The sequence below is a fragment of the Amycolatopsis sp. CA-126428 genome (assembly GCF_002904335.1).
In the GTDB taxonomy this organism is placed as follows: domain Bacteria; phylum Actinomycetota; class Actinomycetes; order Mycobacteriales; family Pseudonocardiaceae; genus Amycolatopsis.
The window spans coordinates 16,028-31,257 of record NZ_PPHF01000180.1 but is presented as its reverse complement, the minus strand read 5'-3'; the positions used below and the strand labels follow the sequence as shown (position 1 = coordinate 31,257).

General features: G+C 72.5%; 20 protein-coding genes. 12 read left to right on the top strand and 8 right to left on the bottom strand.

What is annotated here, in order from left to right:
* Positions 1-12: 12 nt before the first annotated feature.
* A complete protein-coding gene (locus C2L58_RS46050) occupies positions 13-744 on the bottom strand; it encodes a GAF and ANTAR domain-containing protein (RefSeq protein WP_103343932.1) in 732 nt (243 codons plus the stop codon).
* Positions 745-933: 189 nt separating this feature from the next.
* On the opposite strand from C2L58_RS46050, the gene C2L58_RS46045 reads away from it, so the two are divergent.
* Positions 934-1,401 (top strand): STAS domain-containing protein, encoded by a 468-nt coding sequence (locus tag C2L58_RS46045; RefSeq protein WP_233226311.1) that lies wholly within the window; start codon positions 934-936, stop codon positions 1,399-1,401.
* 29 nt (positions 1,402-1,430) lie between these two features.
* Here the strand turns inward: C2L58_RS46045 and C2L58_RS46040 are convergent, their stop codons facing one another.
* On the bottom strand, positions 1,431-2,396 hold the full coding sequence (locus C2L58_RS46040) for an LLM class F420-dependent oxidoreductase (RefSeq protein ID WP_103343931.1): 966 nt from the start codon (positions 2,394-2,396) through the stop codon (positions 1,431-1,433).
* Positions 2,397-2,516: 120 nt separating this feature from the next.
* Here C2L58_RS46040 and C2L58_RS46035 point away from each other — a divergent pair, with 120 nt between their 5' ends.
* The 3 genes from C2L58_RS46035 to C2L58_RS46025 all read left to right on the top strand — a co-directional run bounded on the left by C2L58_RS46035 (position 2,517) and on the right by C2L58_RS46025 (position 4,146).
* A complete protein-coding gene (locus C2L58_RS46035; RefSeq protein ID WP_103343930.1) occupies positions 2,517-2,846 on the top strand; it encodes a plasmid stabilization protein in 330 nt (109 codons plus the stop codon).
* Between the two features lie 62 nt (positions 2,847-2,908).
* The gene (locus tag C2L58_RS46030) at positions 2,909-3,358 is read left to right on the top strand and encodes an ATP-binding protein (RefSeq protein WP_103343929.1); all 450 of its coding nucleotides are present in this window, start codon (positions 2,909-2,911) and stop codon (positions 3,356-3,358) included.
* Positions 3,355-4,146, top strand: a complete 792-nt coding sequence (locus tag C2L58_RS46025; RefSeq protein WP_103343928.1) for a SigB/SigF/SigG family RNA polymerase sigma factor — start codon at positions 3,355-3,357, stop codon at positions 4,144-4,146. The genes C2L58_RS46030 and C2L58_RS46025 overlap by 4 nt, the downstream gene beginning before the upstream one ends.
* A gap of 166 nt (positions 4,147-4,312) precedes the next feature.
* Here the strand turns inward: C2L58_RS46025 and C2L58_RS46020 are convergent, their stop codons facing one another.
* Entirely contained in the window at positions 4,313-5,830 is a 1,518-nt protein-coding gene (locus C2L58_RS46020; RefSeq protein WP_103343927.1) for a CYTH and CHAD domain-containing protein, read from the bottom strand.
* 124 nt (positions 5,831-5,954) lie between these two features.
* Here C2L58_RS46020 and C2L58_RS46015 point away from each other — a divergent pair, with 124 nt between their 5' ends.
* The gene (locus tag C2L58_RS46015) at positions 5,955-6,476 is read left to right on the top strand and encodes a hemerythrin domain-containing protein (RefSeq protein WP_103343926.1); all 522 of its coding nucleotides are present in this window, start codon (positions 5,955-5,957) and stop codon (positions 6,474-6,476) included.
* A 41-nt stretch (positions 6,477-6,517) separates the two neighbouring features.
* On the top strand, positions 6,518-7,318 hold the full coding sequence (locus tag C2L58_RS46010; RefSeq protein ID WP_103343925.1) for a GAF and ANTAR domain-containing protein: 801 nt from the start codon (positions 6,518-6,520) through the stop codon (positions 7,316-7,318).
* Positions 7,319-7,403: 85 nt separating this feature from the next.
* Here the strand turns inward: C2L58_RS46010 and C2L58_RS46005 are convergent, their stop codons facing one another.
* From C2L58_RS46005 to C2L58_RS45995, 3 genes are all read right to left on the bottom strand, one after another.
* Positions 7,404-7,871, bottom strand: a complete 468-nt coding sequence (locus C2L58_RS46005) for a hypothetical protein (protein ID WP_103343924.1) — start codon at positions 7,869-7,871, stop codon at positions 7,404-7,406.
* Positions 7,872-7,940: 69 nt separating this feature from the next.
* On the bottom strand, positions 7,941-8,780 hold the full coding sequence (locus C2L58_RS46000) for an aldo/keto reductase (RefSeq protein ID WP_103343923.1): 840 nt from the start codon (positions 8,778-8,780) through the stop codon (positions 7,941-7,943).
* A 99-nt stretch (positions 8,781-8,879) separates the two neighbouring features.
* Complete coding sequence (locus tag C2L58_RS45995) at positions 8,880-9,341, bottom strand: SRPBCC family protein (RefSeq protein ID WP_103343922.1); 462 nt, start codon at positions 9,339-9,341, stop codon at positions 8,880-8,882.
* A gap of 134 nt (positions 9,342-9,475) precedes the next feature.
* Between C2L58_RS45995 and C2L58_RS45990 the strand changes: the two genes are divergently transcribed.
* From C2L58_RS45990 to C2L58_RS45980, 3 genes are read left to right on the top strand one after another with little or no spacing between them, the layout of a single operon-like run.
* The gene (locus tag C2L58_RS45990) at positions 9,476-9,889 is read left to right on the top strand and encodes a phage holin family protein (RefSeq protein ID WP_103343921.1); all 414 of its coding nucleotides are present in this window, start codon (positions 9,476-9,478) and stop codon (positions 9,887-9,889) included.
* On the top strand, positions 9,886-10,191 hold the full coding sequence (locus C2L58_RS45985; protein WP_013227044.1) for a DUF3618 domain-containing protein: 306 nt from the start codon (positions 9,886-9,888) through the stop codon (positions 10,189-10,191). The genes C2L58_RS45990 and C2L58_RS45985 overlap by 4 nt, the downstream gene beginning before the upstream one ends.
* Positions 10,188-10,454: a DUF4235 domain-containing protein gene (locus C2L58_RS45980; RefSeq protein ID WP_103343920.1), complete on the top strand. Its 267-nt coding sequence runs from the start codon at positions 10,188-10,190 to the stop codon at positions 10,452-10,454. The genes C2L58_RS45985 and C2L58_RS45980 overlap by 4 nt, the downstream gene beginning before the upstream one ends.
* Before the next feature lie 63 nt (positions 10,455-10,517).
* On the opposite strand, the gene C2L58_RS45975 is transcribed toward C2L58_RS45980, so the two are convergent.
* Positions 10,518-10,886 carry an STAS domain-containing protein gene (locus C2L58_RS45975; RefSeq protein WP_103343919.1) on the bottom strand — a complete coding sequence of 123 codons (369 nt, stop codon included), beginning with the start codon at positions 10,884-10,886 and terminating at the stop codon, positions 10,518-10,520.
* 168 nt (positions 10,887-11,054) lie between these two features.
* Here C2L58_RS45975 and C2L58_RS45970 point away from each other — a divergent pair, with 168 nt between their 5' ends.
* Complete coding sequence (locus C2L58_RS45970) at positions 11,055-12,344, top strand: NAD(P)/FAD-dependent oxidoreductase (protein ID WP_103343918.1); 1,290 nt, start codon at positions 11,055-11,057, stop codon at positions 12,342-12,344.
* Between the two features lie 26 nt (positions 12,345-12,370).
* Complete coding sequence (locus C2L58_RS45965; RefSeq protein WP_103343917.1) at positions 12,371-12,925, top strand: hypothetical protein; 555 nt, start codon at positions 12,371-12,373, stop codon at positions 12,923-12,925.
* On the opposite strand, the gene C2L58_RS45960 is transcribed toward C2L58_RS45965, so the two are convergent.
* On the bottom strand, positions 12,922-13,800 hold the full coding sequence (locus C2L58_RS45960; RefSeq protein ID WP_103343916.1) for a LysR family transcriptional regulator: 879 nt from the start codon (positions 13,798-13,800) through the stop codon (positions 12,922-12,924). The genes C2L58_RS45965 and C2L58_RS45960 overlap by 4 nt on opposite strands.
* An 82-nt stretch (positions 13,801-13,882) precedes the next feature.
* Here C2L58_RS45960 and C2L58_RS45955 point away from each other — a divergent pair, with 82 nt between their 5' ends.
* Positions 13,883-15,211, top strand: a complete 1,329-nt coding sequence (locus tag C2L58_RS45955) for a diaminopimelate decarboxylase (protein WP_103343915.1) — start codon at positions 13,883-13,885, stop codon at positions 15,209-15,211.
* The last annotated feature ends 19 nt before the right edge of the window (positions 15,212-15,230 follow it).

The following is a 15,230-nucleotide window of genomic DNA, read 5'->3' as shown; positions in this document are numbered from 1 at the left end:
GACACAGCCGGCTCACGCTTTCGTCGTCGCCACCGCCGCCACGAACTCCGCCGCCACCTCGTGGAGCTTCCGGTTGCCGTCCTGCGACCGCTTGACCAGGCGCTGGAACGCTTCCTCCGCGGTGATCCGGTGCGCCGCCATCAGGATGCCCTTGGCCTGGTCGATCACCGCGCGGGTCTCCAGCGCGCGGTTGAGCTGGTCGACCAGTTCGCGGGCCGCGAAGTACCGCCGCGCGCTGCGCAGGCCGATGACGACCGTCGCGGTGTACAGCTCGAGGATCTTGGTGCCCAGCTCGCTGAAGCCGTGCTCGCCGAACCCGAAGAGGTTCACCGCACCGGACATGTCGTCGTCCACCGTCAGCGGCGCGGCGAGGAAACTGGCCACGCCCAGCTGCTCGGCCGCCGTGACGAACTGCGGCCAGATGTCCCCGACCGCGCCGACGCCGACGCGGACCGGCTGGCCCGTCTCGGCGGCGCGCAGGCACGGGCCGTCCCCGATGCGGTACTGCTCGCGGTCGAAGTTCACCGCCCGCTGGTCGGTGCTGGCCACCGTTTCGGGCACCCCCTCGCGCACCAGGGTGATGCTGGCCATGTCGGCCCCCGGCACCACCTGCACGGCGTGGTCGCAGACCGCTTGGAGCATCTGCCCGAGGTCGAGTTCGCTGTCCAGCATCGCGGTCAGCGACTCCATCGCGAACGTGACTTCGTCCAGCCGCGCGGTCAGCTGCTCATGGCCGCCCGTCATCCTGGTGACGCCCCTCCTTCTTCCGACAGGGCGCTCTTATCCAGGGAGGACCCGGGCGCGCGCCACTAGTGGGCCGCTAGCGCTTTAACGGGTCCAGCGCGAGATTACTGCATCCCACCGGGGCCGGGCACGAGCGGTCACCGCCGCGGCGTGCCGCACGCCCGTTCGGAGCAACGACGGTTGCGAGCCGTGGACACGGGGTTAGGCTCGGTGCCACGGTTCAACCAGCAGCCGCTCGAATCCCCGGGCGCGGCGCTGCGGCCGCGCCGCACCAGGACGGCGGCGAACGGCATGAACCTTCCCCGGCCCCGGCACCCCAACCTCCGGCTGCGCACGGCGTGGCCCGCCCCGCACGCGGTCCTCGTCACCGTGCGCGGTGACCTCGACAGCGCGACGGCGGCCGACCTGGCCTCGCTGCTCTCCGACCGCCTGTGGGCGACGCCGGAACAGCTGGTCGTCGACCTGTCCGAAGTGGACTTCCTCGGCGTCGCCGGGGTCGGGGTGCTGCTGCACGCGGCCCTGCAGGCCGGGCAGGGCGGCACCGACCTGCTCGTGGTCACCGGGGCCAACGCGGGGGTGCGGCGGGCCCTGCGGGTGACCGGGGCGGACCGGAGCCTCGCGCTGGCCGAACGCCGGCCCGCCCCCGCACCGGCCTGACCGGCGTCGTGCCGTCAGCCGTGCAGCCCTTATCCGCGCAGGGCCGGGAGCAGTTCCTTCTCGGCGAAGTCGAGGAAGCCCTCCTGCTGGTCACCGCCGATCTGGACCAGCGCCACGTCGGTGAAGCCCGCCTTCTCGAACTCCCGCACCGCCTCGGCGATCGGCTCGGCGTCCGGGCCGCACGGGATCGAGCCGGCGACGTCGTCCTCGCGGACGAACTGCGTCGCCCCGGCGAACCCGGCCGGCCCCGGCAGCTCGGCGTTGACCTTCCAGCCGCCGGCGAACCACCGGAACTGCTTGTGCGCGCGCTTGACGGCGGCGTCGCGGTCGGTGCCCCACGACACGGGCAGCTGCCCGATCTTGCGGCTCGGCGCCCCGCCCAGCTTCGTCGCGTCCCACTCCTGGGACAGCTCCGCCTTCGGCTCGACGGCGATCATCGCGTCGGCGACCGGGGCGAACCGCCGGACCGACTGCGAGCCGGACACCGCGACGCCGATCGGCGTCCGCTTCTCCGGCAGGTCCCACAGCTTCGCCGAGTCGACGCGGAAGTGCTTGCCGTCGTAGTCGAAGTAGCCGCCGTCGAACAGGCCGCTGATGATCTGCACGGCCTCGGAGAGCATCTCGTGCCGGACGTTGGCCGGCGGCCAGCCGCGGCCGATGACGTGCTCGTTGAGGTTCTCCCCCGCACCGAGGCCGAGGGTGAACCGGCCGCCGGAGAGCGCCTGCACGGTCGCCGCCTTCTGCGCCACCACCGCCGGGTGGTAGCGCATGGTCGGGCAGGTCACGTAGGTCATCAGCTCGGCGCGCTCGGTCACCTGGGTGACCGCGCCCAGCACGGCCCAGGCGTAGGGCGCGTGGCCCTGTTCGTCCAGCCAGGGCGAGTAGTGGTCGCTCATGACCTCGAAGTCGAAGCCGGCCTGTTCCGCTCCGGCGGCGAACCGGACCAGGTCGTTCGGGCCGGCCTGCTCGGTCATCAGGGTGTAGCCGATCCGCATCGGCGTCTCCTTCCGGTCGGCCCTCCGCTTACCCCTGAGGGGCAGCGGGTAACCACCACGACCGGGACGTTTACCGCGTGATCAACCGGGTACCCGCCGCGCGAGACGAAGGGAGCGGGCATGCCTCAGTCGTGGAGCGGAAAGCGCGAACGCCAGTACGAGCACGTCAAGGACTCGGCCGAGGACCGCGGTGCGAGCACGAAACGGGCCAAGGAGATCGCGGCCCGGACGGTGAACAAGAACCGCGCCCAGGCGGGTGAGTCCCGGCAGGCGAGCAAGACGTCGCTGAAGGACAAGTCGCCGCAGCAGCGCGGTGGCGAGCGGTCCGGCAACCGCAAGGGCCCCGGAGGCCCGACGAAGGACCAGCTCTACAGCGAAGCGAAGAAGAAGAACATCGACGGCCGCTCGAAGATGACCAAGAAGGAACTCGAACGGGCGCTGGGCCGGTGACGAAACCCGAAATCCCTGATCACGAAGTGTCAGCATTACACCGGATGGGTAGTACCTCCCGCATGGAAGAAACTCGAAGCGACAGCTCGTTCGGCGGCAAGCCGACCGTCGACGAGCTGCTCGACGAACTCGTCGAGCTGCGGCTCCCCGCCATGGCGGAGCAGATCCCCCTGGTCCGGATGCTCACGCACGGCGTGGTCTCGCGCGCGGACTTCGGGCTGGACGCCATCGCCGACGCCAAGATGGCCGTCGACGAGGCGTGCGCGCAGCTCGTCCAGCTGGCCGAACTGGGCTCGCAGCTGCAGTGCCGCTTCCGGCTCGCCCCCGACGGCTTGCACGTCATCGTTTCGACCCGGTCGAGTGACCCACGGCCGCCGAGTGACCGCACGTTCGGGTGGCACGTCTTGACGACCCTGAGCAAGTCGGTGACCGCGCACTGCGACGCGCTTCCCGGTGGGGGTGCGGGCATCGTCACGATCGAGCTGGTGCTCAACCCGGGAACGAGCGCGTGAGCAGCGAGCGGAAAACCCTCCTCCACCGCCCGGACGAATATGCCCACTGCGAACCGCTGTTCAGGGAACTGGACGGCCTCGAAGCCGACGATCCGCGCCGGGAAGTCGTCCGGAGCAAGCTCGTCACCGAGCTGCTCCCGCTGGCCGAGCACATCGCGACCCGGTTCTCCGGCCGCGGGGAGCCCCGGGAGGACCTGGTCCAGGTGGCGCGGATCGGCCTGATCAACGCCGTCGACCGGTTCGACCCCGCCCGGGGGCACGACTTCCTGTCCTTCGCGGTGCCGACGATCATGGGCGAGGTCCGCCGGCACTTCCGCGACACCGGCTGGTCCGTCCGGGTCCCCCGGCGGCTCAAGGAGCTGCACCTTTCGCTGAGCCAGGGCTCGGCGGTGCTCTCCCAGCGCCTGGGCCGCGCCCCGACGCCGACCGAGCTGGCGGAGCACCTGAGCCTCGACATCGACGAGGTCCGCGAAGGTCTGCTCGCGGGCAACGCCTACCAGGCGCTCTCGGTCGACAAGCCGGTGCACGACGACGCCGAGGCGTTGTCGCTGGCGGACACCATGGGGGAACCGGACCACGAGATGGCCATGGTCGAGAACCACGAGGCCCTCCAGCCCCTGCTGCAGGAACTGCCGAAGCGCGAGCGCGCGATCCTGGTGATGCGGTTCTTCGGCGGGCTCACGCAGACCCAGATCGCCGACCGCGTCGGGATCTCCCAGATGCACGTCTCCCGGCTGCTGTCGCAGACCTTGGAGCAGCTGCGCGGGAAGCTGACCGGCGAAGGCTAGCCGCCCCGGCCCCTTGGAGCCGGGCGGATCGGGCCCCGCAGCCCCCGCGACCCGGCAGCTCCCGGAGGTGGGGCGGGGGCCGCCGCAGCAGCCATCCCGACCCGCCTCGCTTCCCCGCCGGCCCCCTGCTGCCGCCATCGCGGCACACGGGGAGACGGGGCGGGGCTCAGCCCAGCCAGCCGGGACGCCCGCCCTTCCACAGCCGCCGCCACTCCCGCGCGAACGTCTCGCGCAGCTTCGCCGCCCGCGCCGCGTCCTGGGCGTGGAGCAGCCCGAAGGTGAAGGTGTTCTGTCCCTCGCCGTGGCCGGCGATGGCGAGGTGGTGCAGGACGTCCCGGCCGACCACGGTGTCCTGGTGCTCGCCCAGCGTGCTCTGGACGGCCTTGACGTTCTTGCGCCACTCCCGCAGCTTCTTCCCGTACACCGGCTTCACGGTGTCGGCCGCGTAGCGCGCCCGCTTGGCCTTCTTGCGGACGTCGTGCAGGGCCGTCTCCAGCTCGCCGCCCGTCAGGCCGCGGGCCGCCGCTCGGGCACGGCTGAGCTTCTTCGCGGCCTTTCGCAGCGGCTCGCGCAGTCCGGCCTTCGCGGGCTTGCGCGCCTTCGCGGTCAGCGGCGGGTCGTCCAGCAGGGCGTCCAGTTCGCGCAGCAGCTGCAGGTAGCGCTTGCCGGTCAGCACCGCCAGCGCGCGAGTCCGCCCTTCCTCCGCCTCCCGGGCGAAATGGCGGGTGAGGAACTGGCGCAACGGTCCGAACACCAGCTCCGAAGGCACTTCGCCGAGCTGTTCGCGCAGCCGCTCCTCGGTGACCTCGGTGTCCCTGGCCGGCGACAACTGGCGGCCGAGCCACTGCAGCTCGACCACGAGGGCCGCCGTCTGCTTCTCGTCGATGAGCGAGCCGAACGTGCGAAACGTGCTTCGCAGCTTCCGGATCGCGACGCGCATCTGGTGCACCGAATCCTCGGCGTCCAGCCGCACCCCGACGTCCGCACGGCGCAACCGGCCGTAGTGCTCGCGCACGGCCGCCAGCACGACGTCGCCGGCGGACGGCTTCTTGCGGGGCCGGCGCGGGGCCGAGACGCGGTCACCGACGAGGCGGCGCAGTTTCGACGGCCACGGCGCCACCGAGGCACCGGCCTCGGTCAGCGCGCGGTCGAACTCCCCGAGCAGCGCCGGTTCGGCCGCGGGGTCCAGTTCGAGTTCCAGTTCGCGCCATTCGTCGAGCCGCGCGGTCGCGCCGCCGGCTTCCCCGGTCACGTGGTCGTCGGTGAGGGTCGCGATGGTGCGGCCGCCCGGGCCGGCGAGCCGGTGGGCGAAGCGGTCGGTGCGCAGGTGCGCGATCGGCACCAGCTTCTCCCCCAGCGTGTACGCCCGGACCAGGCGCCGCAGCCGGCCGGGCACCTTGTGCGGGTCGCCGCCCAGCGGCAGCTGCAGCTCCTGCCGCTCGTCGGCCGACACCGGGAGCTTGAGGTGCCAGCCGGCGTCGGGGCCGCCGACGCGCCGCCGCAGCGTGATGCCGCTGCGGGCCAGCCGGAACGTCTCGGTGTCGTAGTAGGACGCGTCCAGGACGTGCTCGACGGGGTCGTCCTGCGTTTCGACACCTCCGACGCCGACCAGGCGGGGCACCCCGCTGCCGGCGACGATTTCGTACTTGCGTTCGCGCTCGGTCACGCGCGACGGCGCTGTCATGGTTCGTCCTCCTCGGGGGCCGGTTTCCCGGTGAATACCCGGGAGGCGCCCGGCCGACACGGGATTCGGCGCCGGAGCAGCGGGTATCCCATGCTGCGAACCCGAGCCCGGACCAGGAGAGTGCATGAACGGCAAGCAGTCCGCAACCGACCTGACGACCGTCCTCGCCGGCGACCACCGCGAGCTCGACCGGCTCTGCACCGAGCTCGAGCTCGGCCAGGGCAGTCCGGAGAACCGCAAGGACCTCGCCGATCACCTGATCGCGGAGCTGGTCCGGCACGCCGTCGCCGAAGAGCCGTACCTCGACGGCGACGGCGACCTCGCCGAGGCGGACCGCCTGATGCGGGAGCTCGAAGGCGCCGGGCCGCAGGAGACGCGGTTCGAACGCCTGCTGGGCGGGCTGATCCGCGCCGTCCGGCGGCACGTCCGCGAGGAGGGGCCCGCGGCCGTGCGCGAGATCGGGCGCACCTGCTCCGCCGACCGGCAGGCCGAACTGGGCCGGGAGGTCCTCGAGACCCGGGAGGCCGCGCCGCGGCTCCCGCACCCCGACCTCGCCGACCGGATGCCCCAGGCCGACCAGCTGTGGCCGGGGCCGGGGTTCGTCGACCGGGCCCGTGCCGCCCTGCGCGCCCCGGCATCGGGTTGAATGGGAAGCCTGCACCTCGTTCCGGAAGACAGTGAGGACCCATGAGCGTCGGCGAAGAGGAGTGGGCCCGGGAACGGGCCTGGTTCGGGCAGGACGGTGTCCCGGAGCCGGGGCCGCTGGCCCGGCAGTTCGCCGACCTCACGCGGACCCTGCTCGACGTGACGCCGACCGTCGCCGGCGTGCTCAAGCTCGTCGTCGGGGCCGCGATCGCGCTCATCCCGGACGCCCACCTGGTCAGCGTCACCCTGCGGGACACCGACGGGACGTTCCACACCCCCATCGAGACGGACCCGGTCGCCGAGCGGCTGGACCAGGTGCAGTACGACCACGGCGAGGGCCCGTGCGTCGAGTCGGCGCGCCCGGACGGCCCGGCCATCGGCTGGTCGCGGAACCTGGGCAGCGACCCCCGCTGGCCGGCGTTCGGCCCGGCCGCCGCCCGGCACGGCTACCACTCGGTGCTGGCCACCGCCCTGCTCCCGGACGCCCGCCCGCCCCGGCTGTCGGGCGCGCTCAACATCTACTCGCGGACGCCGGGCGCGTTCGACACCGCGGCGATCGACACCGCGCTGCTGCTGGCGACGCACGCTTCCCTCGCGCTGGCCCACACCGAAGCCGTGGCTTCGGCCGAGCTGGAGTCGGCGCACCTGCGCCGGGCGTTGGACAGCCGCGACGTCATCGGCCAGGCGAAGGGCATCCTGATGCAGCGCCGCGGCATCACCGCCGACGAGGCGTTCGACGTGCTGCGCCGCGCGTCGCAGGACCTCAACGTCAAGCTCGCCGATCTGGCGACGGCGCTCGCCTCGCGGCACACCGAGGTGGATCTGCCGGCCTCCGAAGCCTGAGAACGCCGGAAAGCCCAACGCCGGAAAGCACACAGTGAGGGCGGCACCTTCCCGGGAAGGTGCCGCCCTCACTGTGGTGCCGCCGTTACTGAGCGGAGTACGGGGACCGGTTCTCCAGCGTCGGGCTCGCGGCCGGGTACCGGCCGTCCTGGCCCGGCACCGGGGTGACCGTCGTGCCCTGCTGCTCCATGTCCGCCCGCGGCCGGGGGCCGCGCTGGACGACCGCCTCGACCTCCTGCTCACCGCGGATGCGGGCCAGGACGCCGAGGGTGATCGCGTGGGCCAGCGCGAGGATCAGCAGCAGCACGCCGATCCGCCCGACCACGCCGGGCAGGTCGCTGCCGCCCATGTCGATGGTCGAGATCAGCGCCAGCACCCCCAGCGTCGCGAGGTGGAACAGCACCGTGACCAGGCGGGTCATCGAAGCGCCGGCCGCCGGGTCGCCGTAGGAGTTCTCCAGGTAGCGGCGGCCGCTGCGGTAGATGATCTGCCCGTCTATCAGGACCAGCGCAACGCCGATCGCGAGGAACGACAGGTACGCGTTCGTGGTCATGCCGGACGCTCCTTCCTGGGGGACCTTGCGGAAGGAATACCCGGCAGGTCGCGCAGGGAAACGCCCCCGTCACGCGGTGAAGGTGTCCGGGTCCGGCCCGGTGCGCCGGCCTTCGTCCAGCCGGCCGATTTCCGCCATGTCCTCGTCGTCGAGTGCGAAGCCGAACACGTCGATGTTCCGGCGCATCCGATCGGGTGAGGCCGACTTCGGGAAGACGATGTTCCCGAGCTGGACGTGCCAGCGCAGCACGACCTGCGCCGGCGTTCGCCCGTGCTTCTCCGCCAGGCCGGTGAGCACCGGGTCGCCGAGCACGCCGGCCTGCGCCAGCGGGCTCCACGCCTGGGTGGCGATGCCGTGCGCCCGGTGGTACTCGCGCAGCTCCGCCTGCTGCAGTGCCGGGTGCAGCTCGATCTGGTTGACCGCGGGCACCAGAGACGTTTCCCCGGCGAGGCGGTCGAGGTGGGCGGGCTGGAAGTTCGACACGCCGACGGCGCGGGCCTTGCCCGCCCGGAGGATGTCTTCGAAGCCGTGCCACGTCCGGACGAACATGTCCTTGGCCGGCAACGGCCAGTGGATCAGGTAAAGGTCGACGTAGTCGAAGCCGAGCCGGCGCAGGCTGCCTTCGAGCGCGGTGATCGCGTTGTCGTGCCCGTGCGCGTCGTTCGCCAGCTTCGTCGTGACGAACACGTCTTCGCGTGCCACCCCGGACTCCGCGATCCCGGCGGCGACACCGGCCTCGTTGCGGTACGCCTGTGCGGTGTCGATGTGGCGGTACCCCGTTTCCAGGGCCGTCCGCACGGCCTGGGCGGTTTCCTCGGGCGGGATCCGGAAAACGCCGAACCCGACCTGCGGGATCCGCACGCCGTTGTTCAATTCCAAGGTGGGAACGCCGGCTGTGGTGGTCGTCATGAGTCCGGCCTACCCGGCGGTCCCCGGACGTGAAACGCGGCGGGGCGGATGATCCCGCCCCGCCGCGACAACTCACCCCGAACGGGTGACTCGCGGGTCCTACCGGCCCGGGCGGTCCACGTCACCGCGCCAGCCGCCGGTCTCCCGGCCACGCTGCTCGATGAACTCCTTGAACCGCTTGAGATCGCCCTTCACGCGCCGGCCGAGCACGCCGAGCTTGTCGGCGACGTTCTCGGCGAAGCCCTCCGGGTCGATGTCCATCTGCGCGGTCACCCGCGTGTGCGAGTCGTCCAGCCGGTGGAAGGTGATGACACCGGCGTGATCCGGCCCGGAGTCCGACGTCCAGGCGACCCGTTCGTCGGGGTGCTGCTCGGTGATCGTCGCGTCGAATTCGCGCGTCACGCCACCGAACCGCGTCACCCAGTGGGTGTGGGTGGCGTCGACCTGGCGGATTTCTTCGACACCCTCCATGAACTGCGGGAATTCCTCGAACTGCGTCCACTGGTTGTACGCGGTCGAAACGGGGACTTCCACGTCCACGATTTCGGTGATCGTGCTCATGCACTCCTCCTCGTCGATGGTCGGTACCCGTCATTGAGGGCACACAGCGGCTACCCGGTGCACCGGAGGTCAAACGCGGCGCGATTGACGCACGGCCGAGCCGGGTACACGGCGACCAGGCAAGGAGGTGTTCGGTGATCGAAGAGGTGAACAAGAAGCCGGCTTCCGACCGCTCGGTCGGCGAACTGGTGACGGACCTGACCGACGAGGTCAAGCGGCTCGTCCGGGACGAGATGCGGCTCGCGGCTTTCGAGCTGCAGCGCAAGGGTAAGAAAATGGGCCTCGGCGCCGGCTTGTTCGGCGCGGCGGGCCTGTTCGCGTTCCTCGGCGCCGGCACGCTGGTCGCGGCGGCCGTGCTGGCGCTCGCGCTGGTCGTGCCCGGCTGGCTGGCGGCGGTGATCGTCGCGGTCGCGCTGTTCGTCGTGGCCGGGATCGCGGCGCTGGTCGGCAAGAAGGAAGTGGCGCAAGGGGTGCCGCCGGTGCCCGAGGAAGCGATCAGCGGCGTCCGCGAAGACGTGGACACCGTGAAGCAGGGAGTGCGGTCATGAGCGGGGACTTCCCGAAGAACGCCGAAGAGGCGCGCCTCGACCGGGACGCCACCCGGGAGGAGCTCACCGAAACCCTGGAGGCGCTCGGGCAGAAGCTCGACGTCAAGGCCAGGGTCAAGGAAAACGTCGACGAAAAGCTCGACCAGGCGACCGCGAAGGTCGCCGACGTCACGAACGAGCCGACCGCGGTCAAGTTCCGCCAGGGCGCCGACGCCGTCCGCGCCAACCCGCTGCCGGTCTTCGCCGGCGTGCTGGGCCTGCTGATCCTGATCCGCCTGATCCTGCGCCGGAGGAACTCGTGAACAAAGCGCTCTACAAGCCGCTGAGCTGGGTGGTGGGTGCCCTGGGCGGCATCCTCGCCGGCCAGGTGTTCAAGCAGGTCTGGAGCCGCGTGGTCGGGGAGGACGACGCCCCCGACGCCACCGACCGCGACTACACCTGGCGTCAGGTGGTCATCGCGGCGGCGGTGCAGGGGGCGATCTTCGGTGCCGTCAAGGCCGCCACCGAACGGGCCGGTGCCGTCGGTTACCGCAAGGCGACCGGCGACTGGCCCGGAGACGACTGAAGCAAACGTCGTCCAAGACCTGAAAGTACACAGTGGACGGCGGGAGGCGTGTCCGGCGAGCGGTCACGCCTCCCGGCCGGGCTCGAGGGCCAAGCCGGCGAGCGCGGCGCCGACGCGGGGGTGGATCTTCAGCAGCAAGTCGGCGCCGGTCGCTTCGAGCGAACGGGTGACCGCGTGGCCGCCGAGCACGACGGCGACTTCGGTGCGGGCGTTCGCCTGCAGGAGCGAGCGGACCCCCGCGCAGCTCAGGAAGGCGACCCGGGTCAGGTCGACGACCAGCCGCTCACCGGTGGCGAGGGCTTCGTCGAGGATGCCGACCGTGGCGGCGTCGATGTCGCCGACCAGGGTGAAGACGGTGATCCCACCCGGTCGTTCGGTCGTGGTGACGGTGAGGCCGGACGGTTCGTAAAGCGTGCGGAAACAGTCGTACATGGCGCTCCCTATTCTCAGCGGTGCAGGGGCGCTGACCGGAGCACGTGTCTGAACAACAGCCAACACCCTGACCGTACGCCCCTGGGGGGTGAGGTCAACCCCGCGGGTTTCCGGGCTCCGACCTCGGGTAATCCGTTCGGGACGGAAATCCGCCCCGGAAGGAGCTCCATGCGTGTCGTGATCGTCGGCGGCGGTTTCGCCGGATACCACGCGGCGAAGAGCCTGCGGAAGCAAGCCGGGGAAGACGTCGAAGTGGTCGTCCTGAACCCGACGGATTACTTCCTCTACCTGCCGTTGCTGCCCGAAGTGGCGGCCGGGATCCTCGACCCGCGGCGCGTCGCGGTGTCGATCCCCGAGACGCTGCGCGGAGTCCGCCTGGTCCTCGGGGTGGCCACCGGTGTCGACTTCGATGCCCGCCACGTCACCTACACCGATCCCGAAGACAACGAACACCGGATCGGGTACGACCGGCTGGTGCTGGCCGCGGGCAGCGTCAACAAGCTGTTGCCGATCCCGGGCGTCCCCGAGTACGCGCACGGCTTCCGCGGCGTGCCGGAGGCGCTGTACCTGCGCGACCACATCACCCGGCAGATCGAACTGGCGGCCGCGGCCGACGACCCGGCCGAACGCGACGCGCGCTGCACGTTCGTGGTGGTCGGGGCCGGGTACACCGGCACCGAGGTCGCCGCGCAGGGTCCCGCGTTCACGGCGGCGCTCGCCAAGCGTCACCCCGAGCTGGCCGGGCAGCGGATCCGCTGGCTGCTGCTCGACGTCGCCGAGCGGGTGCTGCCCGAGCTCGCCGGGCGGCTCGGCCGGACCGCCGACCAGGTGCTGCGCTCGCGCGGGGTCGAGGTGCTCATGAGGACCTCGGTCGAGCACGCCGACGCCAAGGGCGTCACGCTGACCAACGGCGACGCCGTGGCGGCCCGCACCCTCGTGTGGTGCGTCGGCGTGCGGCCGGACCCGCTGGTGGCCGGCCTCGGGCTCGAGACCGCGAAGGGCCGGCTGGTGGTCAGCGAGCAGCTGACCGTGCCGGGCCGCGACGACGTGTTCGCCTGCGGCGACGCGGCCGCGGTGCCCGACCTCACGCGTCCCGGCCAGTACACCGCGATGACCGCGCAGCACGCCGAGCGCCAAGGCCGGCTCGCCGGGCGCAACGTGGCGGCGTCGCTCGGGTACGGCCGCCGGGGTACCTACCGGCACCACGACCTCGGCTTCGTCGTCGACCTCGGGGCCGGCGCCGCCGCGGCGAACCCCCTGCACATCCCGCTGTCCGGGCGCCCGGCGAAGGTCGTGACGCGCGCCTACCACCTGATGGCGATGCCGGGCAACCGCGTGCGCACGGCCGCCGACTGGGTCCTGGAGGCGTTGACCGGCCGCCAGACCGTCCAATTGGGACTCGTCCGCTCCGGGGCCGTGCCGCTCGACACGGACAGCCCGGAACTCCCCCGTCGCTGAACGCCCTTTCGGTGAAAGGAACGCCCATGCCCGCCGAACCCGCACCCGTCCGCTCCGAAGGCCCCGCCGTGGTGACCGCCGGGGACCCGTCGGGGCCCAAGGTGATCGTCCTCGATCCGGCGGGCGCCGCGAAGCACGACGAGCTGCCCGCGACCTGGCGGCCGCTGGCCGAAGAGCGCGCCGTGTTCTGGTGCCGGATGCCCGCCGGCGGCGCGCTGACCGAAGCCGACGACCTCCTCGGCGACGCCGGCCCGCACGATCCCGAGATCGCCGTCGTGGCAAGCGGCCCGTTCGCGGCGGAGGCGCTGCAGCTCGTCGAGCGGCACCCGGGTGCGGCGACGCACCTGCTGCTGGTCGACCCGGCCTCGGACGCGTTCCTCGCCTCCGACGACGCCCTCCAGGCCAATGACGCCTGGCTGGCCGAACACGACGACGTGGTCGCCAAGCTGCTCGAGACGGGCACGGAGGTGCGGGTGGTCGCGTCGAGCGCCGTGAGCCCGGAAGACCGCGTGCCGCCGCCGCTGCCGCTCGGCCACCCCGACGTCGTCTCGGCGGTGCGCAGGGCGCTCGGCGCGCACTAGCCGGCGGAAGCGAGGGCGACGAAGGCCCGCACCACCGGGGACGCCGAGCCGGCCCGCCAGGCCAGGCCCAGGTCGATCCTCGGGGGCGGGTCTTCGAGCCGCCGCAGCACCACCCCGCGGCGCCGCAGCGCCCGGGCCCGGTGCTCCGGGACCGCCGCGAGGCCCGCGCCTTCGGCGACCGCGCGCATGAGCTGCTCGTCCTCCGGTTCTTCGCGGACGATCGGCGGCAGCCCGCCGGGCCAGACCTGGCCGCTGATCGCGTCGTACTGGCCGGGACCGTTCTCCCGCGGCCAGAACACCACCGGCTCGGCCGCGATCGCGGCGCGCCGCACCCGGCCGCGGCGGTGCGCGAGCGGGTGCCCCGACGGCAGCGCGAGCAGGACCTCTTCGGAGCCGACCACGGCGACCTCGATGCCCGGGACGGTGACCGGCGGCCGCACGAAGCCGACGTCGATCTCGCCCGCCGCCAGCCGGGCCACGTTCAGGCTGGTCCAGCCGGTTTCCAGGGCGAGTTCGACGGCCGGGTGCCGCTCGCGGTACGCCGCGACCAGGTCGCCGGCCAGCGGGCCGGGCGCCGAACGCGTGTAGGCGATCCGCAGCCGCCCGGCGTCACCCCGGCCGGCCGCGGTGATCGCGCCCCGGGCCCGGTCCAGCCGATCGAGCAGGTCGCGTGCCTCGGCGGCGGCCACCCGCCCGGCGTCGGTCAACGCGAAGCGCGGGCCCGTGCGGTCGAGCAGCGCGACCCCCAGCTCCGCCTCGAAGGCGCGGATCTGCTGGCTCAGCGACGGCTGCGACACGAACAGCCGGGCGGCCGCCTTCGTGAAGTGCATTTCCTCGGCGAGCACGGCGAAGTAGTGCCATCGGCGCAGGTCCACCCAGCGATTATAAGGTGCTCCTATGATTTGATCGGGACGAAGTCTTGGACGCCCCGCCGCGCCCGCTGCTGTCCTGGATGCCGTGACCACGACCAGCGCGCCCCTGACCCGCACCGACCGCAAGCTGCTCGCCCTGGCCGCCGCGGCGGACCGGCGGCTCGCCGCCCCGATGGCCGGGTTCGTCGACCTGGCCGCCGTCCGGGAAACCGCCGAAGACCTGACGAAGGCGTTCACGCCGCTCGGGCGGGTCCAGCACACGGTCGCCGCCAAGGCGTGCGGCCTGGCACCCCTCCTGCGGTTCCTCGGCGACCTCGGGATCGACGCCGAGGTCGCGAGCCCGGGCGAGACGGCGGTCGCGGAGGCGGCGGGCCTGCGCGGCCCGCGGCTGGTGCTCGACTCCCCCGCCAAGACGACCGCCGAGCTCGCCCACGCACTGGCCGAGGGCACGGCGGTCAACGCCGACAACTTCCAGGAGCTCGCCCGGCTCGACCGGCTGGTCGGCGCGACACCGCCGCGGTCGGTGCTGGGCCTGCGGATCAACCCGCAGGTCGGGGCCGGCCGGATCGGCGACACGAGCACCGCCACGGCGGCGTCCAAGTTCGGCATTCCGTTGCGGGACGCCGGAAACCGGGGGCTGCTGCTCGAGTCCTTCGCGCACCGGCCGTGGCTGACCCGGCTGCACGTCCACGTCGGCTCGCAGGGCTGCCCGCCGGAGCTGATGGCCGACGGCGTCGCGGCGGTGCACGAACTCGCCGAGGAGATCAACGCCGAAGCCGGGTACCGGCAGGTCACCAGCCTCGACCTCGGCGGCGGCCTGCCGGTGGACTTCACCTCCGAGGAGCCGGGTCCGACGTACGCCGGGTACGTCGCGACGCTGCTGGCCCGGGTCCCGGCCCTGGCCGGCGGGCGCTACGCGTTCATCACCGAGTTCGGCCGGTCCCTGCTGGCGAAGAGCGGCTTCCTCGTGAGCACGGTGGAGTACACGAAGGTCGCCGGCGGACGGCACATCGCCGTGACGCACGCGGGTGCCCAGGTGGCGGCGCGCACGGTGCTCCAGCCGGAGCACTGGCCGCTGCGGATCGGCGCGTTCGACCCGACCGGCACGCCGAAGACCGGACCCGAGGTACCGCAGGACATCGCCGGGCCCCTGTGCTTCGCCGGGGACCTCCTCGCCCGCGAGCGGCCGCTGCCGCTGCTCGAACCGGGCGACCTCGTCGTCGCCCACGACACCGGCGCCTACTACTTCGGCGCGCACTACGCGTACAACACGCTGCCGCGCCCGGCGGTGTACGGGTTCACCGTGTCGCCGCGCGGTGACGTCCGGTTCACGCCGCTGCGCCGCGCGCAGACCCTCGCCGAGCTGGTCGCCGACGCCGGCGGCGAATTCCTCGGAGTGGTCCCGGCGGCTTGATCCCCGGCGTACGATCCTC